Origin of the sequence: Serratia grimesii (assembly GCF_900186025.1) — a bacterium.
GTDB lineage: Bacteria > Pseudomonadota > Gammaproteobacteria > Enterobacterales > Enterobacteriaceae > Serratia > Serratia grimesii.
This window is the reverse complement of the sequence record NZ_LT883155.1, coordinates 4,969,283-4,986,212: the sequence shown is the minus strand read 5'-3', so window position 1 is coordinate 4,986,212 and position 16,930 is coordinate 4,969,283. Positions and strand designations below refer to the sequence as shown.

The following is a 16,930-nucleotide window of genomic DNA, read 5'->3' as shown; positions in this document are numbered from 1 at the left end:
GCGAAGAGCGCCTGTTTCATCTCGCCACGTTCCTGTCCAATCGTCAATTGACACTATTTTTAGCAAAAAAACATCAAAATCGGCGCATTTTCTGAAATTTAATTACGGCGCACCGGTTATCAGTCTGGCTTATTTCATTGGTTTGGTACGTCTTAAGAGGTAGGGATATGATAAATCATTAACCCTACCTTGTGTCTGGTTTATTGGCGACAGAAGTGATCAACCAACTGACCCAGCAGCTTGCGTGTTGGTTCGATAAAACCGGTATCAATGTATTCATCCGGTTGATGCGCTTGATCGATAGAACCGGGACCCAGCACCAACGTCGGGCAGACCTGCTGGACGAAGGGTGCCTCGGTGCAATAGTTGACCACTTGCGTGCGGGTACCCAGCAGTTTCTCGATCACCGCCACCATATGATGATCGGTTGGGCATTCGTAACCTGGTACAGATGCATGAAGCTCTTCAATACTCAGACGTCCCGGCCAACGCTGACTCACTGGCTCCAGAGTCTGGTGCATCAATTCATTGATGTTGTCGAGTGTCATACCTGGCAACGGGCGAATGTCCAGATGCAGTTCACAGCAGGCACAAATGCGGTTGGCTGCGTCGCCGCCACTGATATGACCAAAGTTCATGGTTGGATAGGGAACGGCGAAAGCTGGATTGTTGTAGCGTTCTTGCAGCGTTTTACGCAGTTCCATCAGGCGGCCGATAGTTTCATGCATCAGATCGATGGCATTCACGCCACGTGCAGGATCACTCGAGTGGCCAGACTGGCCGACGATACGGATGGCATTGGCCATATGGCCTTTATGCGCACGCACCGGTTGCAGCGAGGTCGGCTCACCAATAATGGCGAAGTCTGGACGGATGCTGGTTGAGGCAGCGAAATATCGTGCTCCGGCCATCGTCGTTTCTTCATCTGCGGTGGCTAGAATGTATAACGGTTTGGTCAACTGGCTGGCGTCGATGTCACGTACCGCATCCAAAATAAAGGCAAAGAAACCCTTCATGTCGGCGGTGCCCAGACCGTACAGCTTATTGTCGTGTTCGGTCAGAGTGAAAGGGTCGCGCGTCCAGCGGCCTTCATCATAAGGCACGGTATCGGTGTGACCCGCGAGCAGCAGGCCGCCGCTGCCTTCGCCAATGCTCGCCAGCAGATTGAATTTGTTGCGGCTATCCGGCACTGGCTGCACGTCGACACGGAAACCTAAATCGGCAAACCATCCGGCCAGCAAGTTGATTAATGCTTCATTACTCTGATCGAGGGCGCTATCGGTGGCGCTGATCGACGGAGTGGCGATCAACGCCCGGTACAGCTCAATAAATGGAGGTAATTTCATCTTCACTGTTGACAGCCTTTGGTTAGGTTGGTATCAATATTCATGCATTTATTGTGAATAAAAATACAGTAAGCTGGAGCGTAAGGGAACCCGATTCCCGGATGATTATAAAAACATCAACGCTCGACCTCGTGGGTGAACGGCGAAACAACGCTGGTGAGCCTGGAAACCTGAGTCGAATACGACCCTACGCAAGTCAAGAAGGTGAAAGGCCCCATGTTGAATACGCTGATTGTCGGTGCCAGCGGTTATGCCGGAGCAGAGCTCACGGCGTACCTTAATCGTCACCCACACATGAACATAACCGCTTTAGCGGTTTCAGCGCAAAGTGCAGATGCAGGAAAATTGCTTTCCGATTTGCACCCTCAGTTAAAAGGTATCGTTGATCTGCCATTACAGCCGCTGGTTGACGTTGCTAAAGCCGCCGAAGGTATCGATGTGGTGTTTCTGGCCACTGCACACGAGGTTAGTCACGATATCGCGCCAGCGTTCCTGGCAGCAGGTTGCGTAGTATTTGATCTTTCGGGCGCGTTCCGTGTGAAAGATACCGCGTTCTACAGCCAATATTACGGTTTTGAACATCAGCATGCTGATTTGCTGGAGCAGGCGGTGTATGGCCTGGCGGAATGGCAGAGCGACAAAATCAAACAGGCTCAGTTGATCGCCGTACCGGGCTGTTATCCGACAGCGGCGCAGTTGGCGCTGAAACCGCTGATCGACCAAGACTTGCTGAACCTTGATCAGTGGCCAGTGATCAACGCCACTAGCGGCGTCAGCGGTGCGGGCCGCAAGGCCAGCGTCACCACCAGTTTCTGTGAGGTGAGCCTGCAGCCGTACGGTATTTTCAACCACCGTCACCATCCGGAAATCGTTGCGCACCTGGGTGTGCCGGTCATCTTCACGCCACATTTGGGTAACTTCCCGCGTGGTATTCTCGAAACCATCACTTGCCGCCTTAAAGCCGGTGTGACCGCGCAGGACGTGGCCGCTGTTTATCACGCCGCCTATGACGACAAACCGCTGGTACGGCTGTACGACCAGGGTGTACCCGCATTGAAGTCAGTCGTCGGGCTACCGTTCTGCGATATCGGCTTCGCCGTACAGGGCGAACATCTGATTGCCGTGGCGGCGGAAGACAACCTGTTGAAAGGCGCGGCCGCTCAGGCGGTGCAATGCCTGAATATCCGTTTTGGGTTCCCTGAAACCCAAGCGTTACTTTAATGAATCCCCAATAGATTTCGAGTCGCGGCCAGGCGGCAAGGGTTCGAATCTCCAGGAACTTACTCAAGTAAGTGACTGGGGGGAGGGCCGGCAGCCAACAACGCGGCGACTTGAAAGATGAAGGGGACAGCGTGGGATGTAAACAGCGATGAATCCGTTAATTATCAAGTTAGGTGGCGTGTTATTAGACAGTGAAGAGGCGCTGGAGCGTCTGTTTACCGCGCTGGACAGCTACCGCCAGCAGCATCAGCGCCCGTTGGTGATCGTTCACGGCGGCGGTTGCGTGGTGGATGAGCTGATGAAAAAGCTCTCCCTGCCGGTGGTGAAGAAGAATGGCCTGCGTGTGACGCCGGCCGATCAGATTGACATTATTACCGGCGCGCTGGCCGGCACCGCCAACAAAACCTTGCTGGCGTGGGCCATCAAGCACCAGATTAACGCGGTCGGCCTGAGCCTGGCAGACGGTGGCAGCGTCACCGTTACCCCGCTCGATCCGGCGCTGGGTCACGTGGGCAATGCGCAACCGGGTTCCCCGTTGTTGCTCAATACCCTGCTGGGTGCCGGTTATCTGCCGGTGATCAGTTCCATCGGCATTACCGCCGATGGCCAGTTAATGAATGTGAACGCCGATCAGGCGGCGACGGCTCTGGCCGCCACCCTGGGTGCGGATTTGATCCTGCTGTCGGATGTCAGTGGCATCCTCGACGGAAAAGGGCAACGCATCGCAGAAATGACGGCGCAAAAAGCGGAACAACTGATTGCCCAGGGCATCATCACTGATGGTATGGTGGTGAAGGTGAATGCGGCGCTCGATGCGGCCCGCACCCTCGGTCGCCCGGTAGATATCGCCAGTTGGCGCCATGCCGATCAGCTTCCTGCACTGTTTAACGGCGTGTCAATTGGCACCCGGATCCTCGCTTAAATTTAGAATTAAAAAGGAAAAGACCATGCAAAACCAAGGCATCAAAAAAATCGTTCTGGCGTACTCTGGCGGTCTGGATACTTCGGCCATCATTCCCTGGCTGAAAGAGAACTACGGCGGCTGTGAAGTGGTAGCCTTCGTGGCAGATATCGGCCAGGAGCGCGGCGATCTGGAAGGTGTGGAGCAAAAAGCCCTGCAATCCGGTGCCTCTGAGTGCCACGTGGTTGATCTGCGTGAAGAATTCATCCGTGACTACGTTTACCCGGTACTGCAGACCGGCGCCCTGTATGAAGGCAGCTATCTGCTGGGCACCTCCATGGCGCGCCCGATTATCGCTAAAGCACAGGTTGAACTGGCGCTGAAAGTCGGTGCAGACGCGTTGTGCCACGGCGCAACCGGCAAGGGTAACGACCAGGTACGTTTCGAAACTACCTACACTGCGCTGGCGCCACACCTGAAAGTGGTTGCCCCTTGGCGTGAGTGGAACCTGCGTTCCCGTGAAGCGCTGTTGGACTACCTGAAAGAACGTAATATCCCGACCACTGCGTCGTTGGAAAAAATCTATAGCCGTGACGAGAATGCCTGGCACATCTCTACCGAAGGTGGCGTGCTGGAAAGCCCATGGAACGCACCGAACAAAGACTGCTGGGTCTGGACGGTAGACCCGCAGGAAGCACCGGATCAGCCTGAGCAAGTGACCATCACCGTAGAGAAAGGCTGTGTAGTGGCGGTTAACGGTAAAGCGCTGAGCCCGTACAAATGTCTGGAAACCCTGAACGTGCTGGGTGCCAAACATGGCGTGGGTCGTATCGATATCGTGGAAAACCGTCTGGTGGGTATCAAATCCCGTGGCTGCTACGAAACCCCGGGCGGCACCATTATGGTGGCGGCACTGCGTGGCGTTGAGCAACTGGTTCTGGATCGCGATAGCTTCAAATGGCGTGAGCAACTGGGCCTGGAAATGTCTTACGTGGTTTACGATGGGCGTTGGTTTGCTCCACTGCGTCGTTCACTGCAGGCTTCTGCTGAGGCGCTGGCCGAAGAGGTTAACGGCGAAGTCGTGCTGCAGCTGTACAAAGGCCAGGTGACGGCAATTCAGAAGAAATCTGCTAACAGCCTGTATTCTGAAGAGTTTGCCACCTTCGGTGAAGACGAAGTTTACGATCACAGCCACGCGGGCGGCTTTATCCGTCTGTTCTCACTCTCTTCACGTATTCGTGCGTTGAACGAGAAAAAGAACAAGTAACTTTATTGATTATTCGGCGTGACTTGTTAAGGGCGCAGCATGCTGCGCCCTTATTCGCATAAAATTCGGGAGTAAAGGTATGGCACTTTGGGGCGGACGGTTCAGTCAGGCGGCAGATCAGCGGTTCAAACAATTAAACGATTCTCTGCGTTTCGATTATCGCCTGGCGGAACAGGACATTGTTGGCTCAGTGGCTTGGTCGAAAGCACTGGTCACTGTCAACGTGTTGACGGCAACCGAGCAGCAGCAACTTGAGCAGGCATTGAATGGGTTGTTGGCAGAAGTGCAGGCCGATCCGCAGGCAATTGTCAGCAGCGATGCAGAAGATATTCATAGCTGGGTCGAGCAGAAGCTGATCGACAAAGTCGGCGATCTGGGCAAAAAATTGCACACCGGCCGTAGCCGTAACGATCAGGTCGCGACCGATTTGAAATTGTGGTGTAAACAGCAGATTGGCGAGTTGCATCAGGCCATCGTGCAACTGCAACAGGCGCTGGTGGAAACTGCTGAAGCCAATCAAGACGCTGTTATGCCGGGCTATACCCACCTGCAGCGCGCGCAGCCGGTGACCTTCGCCCACTGGTGTTTAGCCTATGTGGAAATGCTGGCGCGTGATGAAAGTCGCCTGCAGGACACATTGAAGCGTCTGGACGTCAGCCCGTTGGGCAGCGGTGCGCTGGCCGGTACCGCCTATCCGATCGACCGTGAACAACTGGCCGGTTGGCTGGGTTTTGCTTCGGCCACCCGTAATAGCCTGGACAGCGTTTCCGACCGCGATCACGTGCTGGAGCTGCTATCCAATGCTTCTATCAGCATGGTGCACCTGTCGCGCTTTGCCGAAGACCTGATTTTCTTCAACAGTGGCGAAGCCGCATTTGTCGATCTGTCTGACCGTGTGACTTCTGGCTCCTCGCTGATGCCGCAAAAGAAAAACCCGGATGCGCTGGAACTGATCCGTGGCAAATGTGGCCGAGTACAGGGTGCATTGACCGGCATGATGATGACGTTGAAAGGCCTGCCGTTGGCATACAACAAAGACATGCAGGAAGACAAAGAAGGTCTGTTCGACGCGCTTGATACCTGGATGGACTGTCTGCAGATGGCTGCGTTGGTGCTGGATGGCATCCAGGTGAAACGCCCGCGTTGTAAAGAAGCAGCGGAGCAGGGCTACGCCAACTCAACTGAACTGGCGGACTACCTGGTAGCGAAGGGCGTACCGTTCCGTGAGGCGCACCATATCGTCGGCGAGGCAGTAGTGGAAGCTATTCGTCAGGGTAAGGCGCTGGAAGCCCTACCGTTGACTGATTTGCAGAAGTTCAGCGCAGTGATTGGTGATGACGTCTATCCGATTCTGGCACTGCAGTCTTGTTTGGATAAGCGTTCAGCCAAAGGCGGTGTTTCTCCTCAGCAGGTCGCCAGTGCGATCGCCGCAGCGAAACAACGTTTGGCTTAACTCAAGTAACAGGGATGTTTATGGATTATTTACAGTTAGTGCCTGTTTTTACGGATTTCTACATACGTAAGGCAGAGGCAAACAAAGCCTCTGCCGGATATGGAGAAATCAATGTACAAAAACAGAAAGCGTGGATTACGTCGTCATCACTATTATCGTCTAAAAAGTAATCGAAAAGATTACTACGGCGGAATAATTTATCCGGAGTTATCCACGGCGCAGGGAATTGCCCGTAGAGCAGGTAAGTTAGTTACTACAGCACCTGATTGCAGTTGCTGTATGTGCGGGAATCCTCGTCGATACTTCCTCCGTGTTACTTTGCAGGAATTAAAGGCGAATGATAGTGAAGGTGATGGATGGAAAGAGTTAAACGCTGAGTCCGTTTGATTCTGACATGTATAAAGGGCGCAGTTCTGCATATGAACTGCGCCCTTTGTTTATTGAAGGATTATTCGCCTGGGCAGCGCTGGCAGCGTTCGGCCTCGGCCTCGCCCAGTTTAAGTTTGGCCTGCAGATCTCGCAGTGCGGTGCGCAGGCCTTCTTCGATCACCGGATGGTAAAACGGCATGTCCAGCATCTGATTGATGGTCATTTTCTGCTGATGCGCCCAGGCCAGCAGATGGGCGATATGTTCAACCTCCGGGCCCATCATCTCTGCACCGAGGAAACGCCCGGTGCCCTGTTCGCCGTAGACGTGCAGGATGCCTTTGTTACGTAGCATCACGCGTGAGCGTCCCTGATTTTCGAACGACACTTCACCGATTTCAAAACAGCCACAGGCGCTGAATTTCTCGCTCAGTTCACGGAAAGTGGAGCCAACCATCGCAATCTGTGGATCGGAGAATACTACCGAGATCGCGCTGCGTCGCAGGCCCGGGCAGACTTCCGGGAAGCTGCCGGCATTGCTCCCGGCAATGCGTGCCTGATCGCTGGCTTCGTGCAATAGCGGTAGTTGGTTGCTGGCGTCACCCGCGATAAAGATGTGCGGCACGTTGGTTTGCATCGTCAGACGGTCGGCCTGTGGCACTCCCCGGGTATCGAGTACCAAGCTGGTGTTTTCCAGGCCCAGATTATCGACGTTCGGTCGGCGACCGGTGGCGGCCAGTACGTAATCCACCATGATCTCCTGCGCCTTGCCGTGTAAGTCCTGATAGCGGATAAACACTTTATCGCCTTCGCGTTGCATCATTTCCACTTTCACATCGGCATCAAGATAGAACTCTTCGCCCAGGGTTTTAGCGGCATAGTTGCGTACCGCGCTGTCAGTCAATGGGCCGACGGCACCGCCAACGCCAAACACTTTGGTCTCAACCCCAAGACGATGCAGCGCCTGGCCCAGTTCCAGGCCAATCACTCCTGGCCCGAACACCGCCACAGACTGCGGTAAATCATCCCAGTTGAAGACGTCGTCATTGACGATCAGTCGGTCACCCAGTGCATTCCAGGGGGCGGGCCAGCTTGGGCGGGAACCGGTGGCGATAACAATGCGCTGAGCTACGATGCGCGTATGTTCATCCACTTGCAGGGTGTTGTCGTCTATAAAACGGGCGTAACCGCTAATTTTGTCGGCCGCCGGGATTTCGTCGACGCCTTCCAGTACAAAGCCGACGAAGCGGTCACGTTCGCGTTTGACGCGGTCCATCACTTCACGGCCATTAATGGTCGTTTTGCCAGCGGGATAGACGCCAAAGCCCGGCGCACGTTCGATTTGATGCACTGCCTCAGCGGCAGCAATCAGCAATTTGGATGGCATGCAGCCAACGCGTGCACAGGTGGTGCCGTAGGCCCCGCCCTCAATCATCACTACACTGGGGGTCGAAAGCTTGGCGGCGCGATAGGCGCCCAGACCGGCGGTGCCGCCGCCGATGACGGCGACGTCAACATTCAACTGTTTCATATCCGCTCCTGAAAGCTAAAAAAAGGGCGGGCCGGAGCCCGCCAAAAGTTCACGTTGGCTTTGTTATTACTTATAAATCAGGCTGACAGGAAGGTTTCCAGGTCATCGCTACCGCCAATATGACGGCCGCCGATGAATACCTGCGGTACCGTGGCACGGCCGCTGACGGCGCGCAGGCTGACGGTAGTCGCGTCCTGACCCAGTACGATCTCTTCATACTGAATGCCACGTTCCTGCAGCATTTGTTTGGCTTTGGCACAGAACGGGCAGCCCGGCTTGGTAAACAGCGAAACCGATTCCTGCACTTTGAATTCTGGCGCCAGGTATTTCAGCATGGTGTCGGCGTCAGACACTTCAAACGGGTCGCCCGGCTTGTTGGGCTCGACAAACATTTTCTCTACTACGCCGTTACGCACCAGCATCGAGTAACGCCATGAGCGCGGACCAAAGCCCAAATCGGCTTTCTCGACCAGCATATTCATGCCTTTGGTGAACTCACCATTGCCGTCTGGCACGAAGGTGATGTTTTCAGCATGTTGGTCGGCTTTCCAGGCATTCATCACAAAGGTGTCGTTTACCGAGACGCACAGGATGCTGTCAACGCCGTGTTGTTTGAATACGCTGGACAGCTCGTTGTAGCGCGGCAAGTGGCTGGAAGAGCAGGTTGGGGTGAATGCACCCGGCAGCGAAAAGACGATGACAGTTTTATCTTTGAACAGGTCATCAGTGGTGACATCAATCCATTGGTCGCCCTGACGTGTGTGGAAGGTAACCTGAGGAACTTTTTTGCCTTCTTGACTGGTAAACATGAATTAACTCCTTAATTAGGAAATATAATTTTTAGCTATCAGCGTTATGTCGCTTTGTTGGGACACATTATTAACGTCAGGGCTTGATAGATCTAATCGCTCATTGCTATCTTATCTATCGCCATGAGCTATCGTGGTCTGGAGGGAAACAATGAATATTCGTGATTTAGAGTACCTGGTCGCCTTGGCCGAGCACCGGCATTTCCGCCGTGCCGCCGATTCATGCCATGTTAGCCAACCCACGCTGAGTGGGCAGATCCGCAAGCTGGAAGACGAACTGGGTGTGATGCTGCTCGAACGCACCAGCCGCAAGGTGTTATTCACCCAGGCGGGCCTGTTGCTGGTGGAGCAGGCGCGTACCGTGCTGCGCGAAGTCAAAGTTCTGAAAGAGATGGCCAGCCAGCAGGGCGAAGCCATGTCCGGGCCGCTGCATATCGGCCTGATCCCGACCGTCGGGCCTTATTTGCTGCCGCAGATCATCCCTACGCTGCACAAAACCTTTCCGAAGCTGGAAATGTACCTGCATGAAGCGCAAACCCAACAGCTGCTGGCGCAACTCGACAGCGGCAAACTGGACTGTGCGATCCTGGCGTTGGTGAAGGAAACCGAAGCCTTTATCGAAGTGCCGTTGTTTGATGAGCCAATGAAGCTGGCGGTGTACTCCGATCACCCATGGTCGCAGCGCGACCGCGTGGCGATGCCGGATTTGGCAGGAGAAAAACTGCTGATGCTGGAAGATGGTCACTGCTTGCGCGATCAGGCAATGGGCTTTTGCTTCCAGGCCGGTGCCGACGAGGATACCCATTTCCGGGCGACCAGCCTGGAAACGCTGCGCAATATGGTGGCGGCGGGCAGTGGTATTACGTTGCTGCCTTCATTGGCGGTACCGCCACAGCGTGAGCGTGACGGTGTGTGCTATCTCGACTGTTATAAACCTGAACCCAAGCGCACTATTGCGCTGGTGTACCGCCCCGGCTCCCCATTGCGCAGTCGTTATGAGCAATTGGCCGAGGCGATCCGCGAGCACATGCAAAATTACCTGGGTACCACGCTAAAACAGGCGGTTTAAGCCGTTCAGCGCTGCCACCCGGTAGGCTTCGGCCATGGTCGGATAGTTGAAGGTCGTATTAACGAAATACTCGATAGTATTGCCTTCACCTTTCTGCTCCATGATCGCCTGACCGATGTGAATGATCTCTGCCGCACGCTCACCGAAGCAGTGGATCCCGAGGATCTGCAAGGTATCGCGATGGAACAAGATCTTCAGACTGCCGACATTCATCCCGGCAATCTGCGCACGCGCCAGGTGCTTGAACTGGGCGCGGCCCACTTCATATGGCACTTTCATCGCCGTCAGTTCCTGCTCGGTTTTACCAACAGAGCTGATTTCCGGAATGGTGTAGATACCGGTTGGGATGTCTTCAATCAGATGCCCGCTGGCTTCACCGGAGGCAATCGCCTGTGCGGCAATACGGCCCTGATCGTAAGCGGCAGATGCCAGGCTTGGATAACCAATTACGTCACCCACGGCATAAATGTGCGACAGCGCAGTCTGGTACATGCTGTTCACTTTCAGCAGGCCACGGCTGTCTGATTCCAGACCGACGTTCTCCAGCCCCAGCGAGTCTGTGTTACCGGTACGGCCGTTGGCGTACAGCAGGCAGTCCGCTTTCACTTTTTTGCCGGATTTCAGGTGAACAATCACGCCGTCGTCGGTGCCTTCGATCTTCTCGAACTCTTCGTTGTGACGGATCACCACGCCATTGTTCCAGAAGTGGTAAGACAGTGAGTCCGACATTTCCTGATCGAGGAACGCCAGCAGGCGATCGCGGGTGTTGATCAGATCAACCTTCACGTTCAGACCACGGAAGATCGACGCATACTCGCAGCCGATCACCCCGGCACCATAAATGATGACGTGGCGCGGTTCGTGATTCAGTTCGAGGATAGAGTCGCTGTTATAGATGCGTGGATGATTGAAATCTACGCTTGACGGGTTGTAAGGACGTGAACCGCAGGCGATGACAATATGATCGGCACGGATAGTATCCTGGGTGCCATCCATATAGCTAACGCTGACGGTATTGGCGTCGATAAAGCGTGCATCGCCGGCAAACAACTTACATTGGTTACGCTCATAGAAACCTTGGCGCATCCGGGTTTGCTGGTTAATGACGTTATCTGCGTGGCGTAAAATATCAGGGAATGTCGCGCTGAGTGTGCGTGAATTGTTGTAAAGCGGGTTCTGGTTGAATTCGATAATGCGGCTAACGGCGTGGCGGAGAGCTTTGGACGGGATAGTACCCCAATGAGTACATCCGCCGCCTACGTTATTGTACCGTTCGATAACGGCCACGCGGGCGCCCTGTTTCACCAGCCCCATAGCGGCACCTTCACCACCAGGGCCCGAGCCAATTACGATGGCATCAAATTGATAGTGCTGTTGCATAGGGGAGAGACCTGTTCTTATACAAAATTACAACGGTATCTTAACATCATAGCGCTGAGTGCCCAATCACCATTAGGCTTTTTGAGGCAAAGCACAAATGGTGCAGGCTGAAACTGTGACAGGGCGCGTTTGTATAAATGCTGTTGCAATAAAATTTGCTATATTGCCGAGTCTACGGCGTTAGACTGAGAAAATGGATCTTATCTGGATATGCATATGGGCGTCAGAGCACAACAAAAAGAACGGACTCGTCGTTCCCTCATCGAGGCGGCCTTCAGCCAGCTAAGCGCCGAACGCAGCTTTGCCAGCCTGAGCCTGCGTGAAGTCTCGCGTGAAGCCGGTATCGCACCGACATCATTTTACCGCCACTTTCGTGACGTAGATGAGCTTGGACTAACCATGGTTGATGAGAGCGGGTTGATGCTGCGTCAACTAATGCGGCAGGCCCGTCAGCGTATTGCCAAAGGTGGCAGTGTGATCCGCACCTCTGTCTCCACCTTTATGGAGTTTATCGGCAATAACCCCAACGCATTCCGTTTGCTGCTGCGTGAGCGCTCCGGTACATCGGCGGCTTTCCGTGCGGCAGTGGCGCGTGAGATCCAACATTTTATCGCCGAACTGGCGGATTACCTCGAGCTGGAAAACCATATGCCGCGGAGTTTTACCGAAGCGCAGGCAGAAGCTATGGTGACCATCGTATTTAGCGCCGGTGCTGAAGCGCTGGATATCGACATTGATCAACGTCGTCGGCTTGAAGAGCGTTTAGTGTTGCAACTACGGATGATTTCCAAAGGTGCTTATTATTGGTATCGCCGTGAGCAAGAAAAGTCTTCTGTATCCCACGTATAAGGTAGAAAGCGATGGAAAAACCAGGCCGTGAGAATGGCACCTTACTGCTGGCGTTGATTGCCGGCCTTTCGATCAACGGTTCGTTCGCCGCGCTGTTCAGTTCGGTGGTGCCGTTTTCGATTTTCCCGATAATTGCTTTAGTGTTAGCGGTTTACTGTCTGCATCAGCGTTATCTGCATCGTGCGATGCCAGACGGCATGCCCAAGCTGGTCGCAGCGACTTTCCTGTTGGGGGTCTTGCTGTACAGTGCGATCGTCCGTGCCGAATACCCGCAGATTGGTTCTAACTTCCTGCCGGCAATTGTTTCCGTGGCGCTGGTGTTCTGGATTGGTATTAAGCTGAAGGCGCGTAAGGTGCTGGATGAGAACACACCTGCGTAAGTAATAGGCAGAAAGAAAGCAGGGGCGCGGTAATAACGGCGCCCCTGTCAGATTAAACGCGTTTTTCCAACAGGACGCCGCATTCCATATGATGGGTGTACGGGAACTGATCGAACAGCGCCAGGCGGCTGACCTTATGGGTTTCTTGCAAGGTCTCCAGATTGGCACACAGTGTTTCCGGGTTGCATGAGATATACAAAATACGCGGATAAGCCTGCACCATTTTCACCGTTTCATCATCTAGCCCACTGCGTGGGGGATCGACAAAAATGGTTTCGCAGTTATAGCTGCTCAGATCGATACCTTTCAACCGAGTAAACTCACGTACCCCGTTCATCGCTTGGGTAAAGTCTTCTGCGGCCATGCGGATAATCTGCACGTTATCGATATGATTGGCGACAATGTTGTACTGTGCCGATGCGACCGAAGGTTTGGCGATTTCAGTGGCCAGTACCCGCTCAAAGTTGCGTGCCAGTGCCAAAGAGAAGTTACCGTTCCCACAGTACAGTTCCAGTAAGTCCCCTTTAGAACCGGTGGTTACGTCCAGCGCCCATTCCAGCATCTGTATATTCAGAGCCGCATTCGGCTGGGTGAAGCTGTTTTCCACCTGGCGGTAAATCATGTCGCGACCGGCAACCGGCAGCACTTCGTCTACGTAATCCTGATCCAGCATGATTTTCATTTTTGACGCGCGGCCAATCAGCTGCAGATCAAAACCTTGTGCACGTAGATCGTCACGCAGCTTTTCTGCCTGCTGCTGCCATGCATCGTCTAACTTGCGATGATACAGTAATGAGGCGATGATTTTGCCGCTGCGCGTCGACAGGTAGTCAATCTGGAACAGCTTGCGGCGCAGAATAGGTTCCGGTTTGATGGCGGCAATCAACGCAGTCATCAGACGGTTAATTAATTCGCTGGCAGCAGGGAACTGATCAACGCGGATACGCTGCTTCGTCTGCTGATCAAACATGATGTGATACATCTCGTCTTCATCATGCCAGATACGGAATTCAGCGCGCATACGGTAGTGGCTCACTGGCGAGCGGAACACTTCCGGCTCGGGTGCCGTGAACGGTGACATCAGCGTCTTCAGCCGGGCAGTTTTCTCCGCCAGTTGGTCATCGTAACGTTCAATAGGCAAATTCTCGGGCGTCATGTTTCTTCTCGTCAGGCAAATTTGATCAGCGGGGATTGTAGGGAATCAGCCCGTGAAGTCCAGTTTTGTCGTGTTTATTATTTGTAACATTGATAGCAGTCTAGACATCTATTTACATTGATCGTAGCATTGTCGTCCGGCCTCAAGCAGCGAGTGAAAAGGGAATCCGGTGTGAATCCGGAGCTGACGCGCAGCGGTATGGGGAAGTCACGGCGATAGCGTTCTACGCAGACACTGTCCATTGCAGGATGGGAAGTCATCGCCCGGTGTAGGTTGCTTATCAACAGCCTGCAACTCCCAAGCCCGAAGACCTGCCGGTGTTACGTCGCAATGTCCGTGGTCGTCGCGAAATATCGGCCATGATCCTGCGGCATCCGCCAATTAAGTTTGGATGCTTTTTCATGACAATTACAAAAAACACGCTGCTGATGGTGGTTTCCTCCGTCACGGCTTTTTCTGGCTGGGCGCAAGACAACACCACAGCGAATAACAGCGAAAATCTGGTTGTTTCCGCCAACCGTTTCCCGCAGCCGGTTTCTTCGGTATTAGCACCCACTTCCGTCGTAACGCGTGATGATATCGATCGTTGGCAGGCAAAAAGCCTGACTGACGTAATGCGTCGCCTGCCGGGTGTGGATGTCGGACAGAATGGTGGTTTAGGGCAAAAAAGTTCACTGTTTATCCGCGGCACCAACTCTAGCCATGTGCTGGTGTTGATTGACGGTATTCGCCTTAACCAAGCCGGTATCAGCGGTTCTTCCGATCTCAGCCAAATTCCGATCTCACTGGTGCAGAAAATCGAATATATCCGCGGCCCACGTTCGGCCGTGTATGGTTCTGATGCGATTGGCGGCGTGGTCAACATTATTACCACCCGTGAAAAGAACGGCAGCACGCTTTCCGCTGGCGTGGGTTCAAACGGCTATCAGACCTATGACGGATCAACACAGCAACAGCTAGGGGATAGCACGGTTGCGACGGTTGCCGGCAACTACACTTATACCAAAGGCTATGATGTGGTGGCTTATGGCAGCACGGGCATGCAGAGTCAGCAAGATCGCGACGGCTTCATGAGTAAATCGCTGTACGGTGCTATTGATCATCAGTTTAATGAGGCTATCAGTGGTTTTGTCCGTGGCTATGGTTATGACAATCGCACTGCTTATGATGGTTATTATTCCTCGCCGACCAGCCCACTGATTGATACTCGTAAGCTGTACAGCCAGACCTGGGACACGGGTCTGCGTTATAAGGAAGGTAGCTACGCGACTCAACTGATTGGCAGCTACAGCCACAGTAAGGATTATGATTATGATCCTCGTCTGGGTATGTATGACAGTTCGGCAAGTCTGGTGGACTCGGAGCAGTACAACCTGCAATGGGGGAATACCTTGCAGTTGGGCCAGGGGACGGTGAGTTCAGGGATTGACTGGCAACATCAGGCAATCAAGCCGGACTCCACCAGTGTCAATGGTGAAAAAAGCCAGCGTGACGCAGGCGTCTATCTGACCGCGCAGCAACTGGTTGGTCCGGTAACGTTGGAAGGTGCGGTACGCGGTGACGACCATTCTGAATTCGGTTGGCACGGCACTTGGCAAACCAGTGCTGCCTGGGAGTTTGTCGAAGGGTATCGTTTTATTGCCTCCTATGGGACGGCATTTAAAGCCCCTAATATGAGCCAGCTATATGGCAACTTCGGAAATAACACCGATCTGAAGCCGGAAGAAAGTAAGCAATGGGAAGGTGGTTTTGAAGGTTTGACTGGGCCTGTGACTTGGCGTGTGTCGGGTTACCGTAACGATATTGATAACCTGATCGATTCCACTGGGGAAACCAATTACGTTTATTACAATATTGGTAAGGCGACGATTAAAGGTATAGAAGCGACAGCCTCGTTTGATACTGGTCCGCTAACCCATCGCATTGGCTACGACTATGTTGATCCACGTAATGCCAAGACCAACGAAGTGCTACTGCGTCGAGCCAAACAACAGGTGAAGTATGAGTTGGATTGGCAGGTTTATGATTTTGACTGGGCGGTCACCTATCAATACTTGGGTGAGCGCTATGATAAAGACTACAGCACCTACCCAGAGCAAAACGTCAAACTTGGCGGTGTTAGCCTGTGGGATCTCGCAGTTTCGTATCCGGTCACATCTCATCTGACAGTTCGTGGTAGAATCGCCAACCTGTTTGATAAAGATTATGAGACGGCTTATGGCTACGCTACTCCAGGAAGAGAATACTACCTCACTGGAAGCTATACCTTCTAACACCACCGCAAAGGCCCGTCCGACGGTGCTGGTATTTGATTCCGGTGTCGGCGGGTTATCGGTGTATCAAGAGGTTCGGCAACTGTTGCCGGACCTCCACTATATATACGCTTTCGATAATGTGGCGTTCCCCTACGGCGAGAAATCCGAAGAGTTTATTGTTGAGCGTGTGCTGGAGATTGTCAGCGCTGTGCAGCAACGACATCCTCTGGCGATTGTCATCATCGCTTGCAACACTGCCAGTACCGTATCTTTGCCAGCCTTGCGTGAGCGCTTTACCTTCCCGGTCGTCGGCGTTGTGCCCGCCATCAAACCCGCTGCTCGCTTAACTGCCAATGGCGTGGTTGGTTTGTTGGCTACCCGCGGTACCGTACAGCGTACGTATACCCATGAGTTGATCGCCCGCTTCGCGACTGATTGCAAGATAGAGTTATTAGGGTCTTCAGAGCTGGTGGAGCTGGCGGAAGCCAAACTGCACGGCGAAGCTGTACCACTGCCGACGTTGAAGAAGATTCTTCATCCATGGCTGAGCATGCGTGAGCCACCAGATACTGTCGTGCTCGGTTGCACCCACTTCCCTCTATTAGCAGAAGAGTTAATGCAGGTGCTACCAGAAGGAACGCGGCTGATTGATTCCGGTGCGGCTATTGCCCGTCGTACCGCTTGGCTGATTTCGACGCAGGAAAATTTGGTGTCGACGCAGGAAGAGAATCTGGCGTATTGCATGGCGTTAAATGAAGACACTGATGCTTTATTGCCCGTTCTGCAGGGTTATGGCTTTAAATCGTTGAAAAAACTGCCACTTTAAGGCTGTTTTGGTTAAACATTCAACGGTCGGAAAAAATATTGAAATTAGGGGTTGCGGCGTTCTGAGAACTCCCTATAATGCGCCTCCACTGACCGGGAACAACGACTCCTCTAACGAGAAA

14 protein-coding genes and 1 riboswitch are annotated in these 16,930 nt (G+C 53.5%); of the genes, 9 read left to right on the top strand and 5 right to left on the bottom strand.

What is annotated here, in order from left to right:
• Positions 1-200: 200 nt before the first annotated feature.
• Positions 201-1,346, bottom strand: coding sequence for an acetylornithine deacetylase (gene argE, locus SGBXF1_RS23240; RefSeq protein ID WP_165392884.1), 1,146 nt, complete (start codon positions 1,344-1,346; stop codon positions 201-203).
• Between the two features lie 216 nt (positions 1,347-1,562).
• Here argE and argC point away from each other — a divergent pair, with 216 nt between their 5' ends.
• From argC to argH, 4 genes are all read left to right on the top strand, one after another.
• Entirely contained in the window at positions 1,563-2,567 is a 1,005-nt protein-coding gene (gene argC / locus SGBXF1_RS23235; RefSeq protein ID WP_186427613.1) for an N-acetyl-gamma-glutamyl-phosphate reductase, read from the top strand.
• A 148-nt stretch (positions 2,568-2,715) separates the two neighbouring features.
• A complete protein-coding gene (gene argB, locus SGBXF1_RS23230; RefSeq protein ID WP_130382924.1) occupies positions 2,716-3,489 on the top strand; it encodes an acetylglutamate kinase in 774 nt (257 codons plus the stop codon).
• A gap of 25 nt (positions 3,490-3,514) precedes the next feature.
• A complete protein-coding gene (locus SGBXF1_RS23225) occupies positions 3,515-4,735 on the top strand; it encodes an argininosuccinate synthase (RefSeq protein WP_174355369.1) in 1,221 nt (406 codons plus the stop codon).
• Between the two features lie 79 nt (positions 4,736-4,814).
• Complete coding sequence (argH, locus tag SGBXF1_RS23220; RefSeq protein ID WP_186427612.1) at positions 4,815-6,188, top strand: argininosuccinate lyase; 1,374 nt, start codon at positions 4,815-4,817, stop codon at positions 6,186-6,188.
• A gap of 448 nt (positions 6,189-6,636) precedes the next feature.
• On the opposite strand, the gene SGBXF1_RS23215 is transcribed toward argH, so the two are convergent.
• Both SGBXF1_RS23215 and SGBXF1_RS23210 read right to left on the bottom strand, forming a co-directional pair.
• The gene (locus SGBXF1_RS23215) at positions 6,637-8,085 is read right to left on the bottom strand and encodes a dihydrolipoyl dehydrogenase (protein WP_186427611.1); all 1,449 of its coding nucleotides are present in this window, start codon (positions 8,083-8,085) and stop codon (positions 6,637-6,639) included.
• Between the two features lie 77 nt (positions 8,086-8,162).
• On the bottom strand, positions 8,163-8,894 hold the full coding sequence (locus tag SGBXF1_RS23210; RefSeq protein ID WP_186427610.1) for a glutathione peroxidase: 732 nt from the start codon (positions 8,892-8,894) through the stop codon (positions 8,163-8,165).
• A gap of 151 nt (positions 8,895-9,045) precedes the next feature.
• On the opposite strand from SGBXF1_RS23210, the gene oxyR reads away from it, so the two are divergent.
• Positions 9,046-9,963 carry a DNA-binding transcriptional regulator OxyR gene (gene oxyR, locus SGBXF1_RS23205; protein WP_012147449.1) on the top strand — a complete coding sequence of 306 codons (918 nt, stop codon included), beginning with the start codon at positions 9,046-9,048 and terminating at the stop codon, positions 9,961-9,963.
• Here oxyR and sthA read toward each other — a convergent pair.
• Positions 9,946-11,343 (bottom strand): Si-specific NAD(P)(+) transhydrogenase, encoded by a 1,398-nt coding sequence (gene sthA / locus SGBXF1_RS23200; protein WP_012147448.1) that lies wholly within the window; start codon positions 11,341-11,343, stop codon positions 9,946-9,948. The two genes, oxyR and sthA, sit on opposite strands and share 18 nt — an antisense overlap.
• Before the next feature lie 216 nt (positions 11,344-11,559).
• On the opposite strand from sthA, the gene fabR reads away from it, so the two are divergent.
• Complete coding sequence (gene fabR / locus SGBXF1_RS23195) at positions 11,560-12,192, top strand: HTH-type transcriptional repressor FabR (RefSeq protein ID WP_037426805.1); 633 nt, start codon at positions 11,560-11,562, stop codon at positions 12,190-12,192.
• Positions 12,193-12,203: 11 nt separating this feature from the next.
• A complete protein-coding gene (locus SGBXF1_RS23190) occupies positions 12,204-12,572 on the top strand; it encodes a YijD family membrane protein (protein WP_186427609.1) in 369 nt (122 codons plus the stop codon).
• Between the two features lie 52 nt (positions 12,573-12,624).
• Here the strand turns inward: SGBXF1_RS23190 and trmA are convergent, their stop codons facing one another.
• On the bottom strand, positions 12,625-13,728 hold the full coding sequence (gene trmA / locus SGBXF1_RS23185; RefSeq protein ID WP_186427608.1) for a tRNA (uridine(54)-C5)-methyltransferase TrmA: 1,104 nt from the start codon (positions 13,726-13,728) through the stop codon (positions 12,625-12,627).
• 124 nt (positions 13,729-13,852) lie between these two features.
• Positions 13,853-14,061, top strand: a riboswitch (cobalamin riboswitch).
• Between the two features lie 68 nt (positions 14,062-14,129).
• Between trmA and btuB the strand changes: the two genes are divergently transcribed.
• Together btuB and murI are read left to right on the top strand one after the other, a co-directional pair.
• Positions 14,130-16,001, top strand: coding sequence for a TonB-dependent vitamin B12 receptor BtuB (gene btuB / locus SGBXF1_RS23180; RefSeq protein WP_186427607.1), 1,872 nt, complete (start codon positions 14,130-14,132; stop codon positions 15,999-16,001).
• Entirely contained in the window at positions 15,946-16,809 is an 864-nt protein-coding gene (murI, locus tag SGBXF1_RS23175; RefSeq protein ID WP_037426814.1) for a glutamate racemase, read from the top strand. Before btuB ends, murI begins: the two co-directional genes overlap by 56 nt.
• Positions 16,810-16,930: the final 121 nt, after the last annotated feature.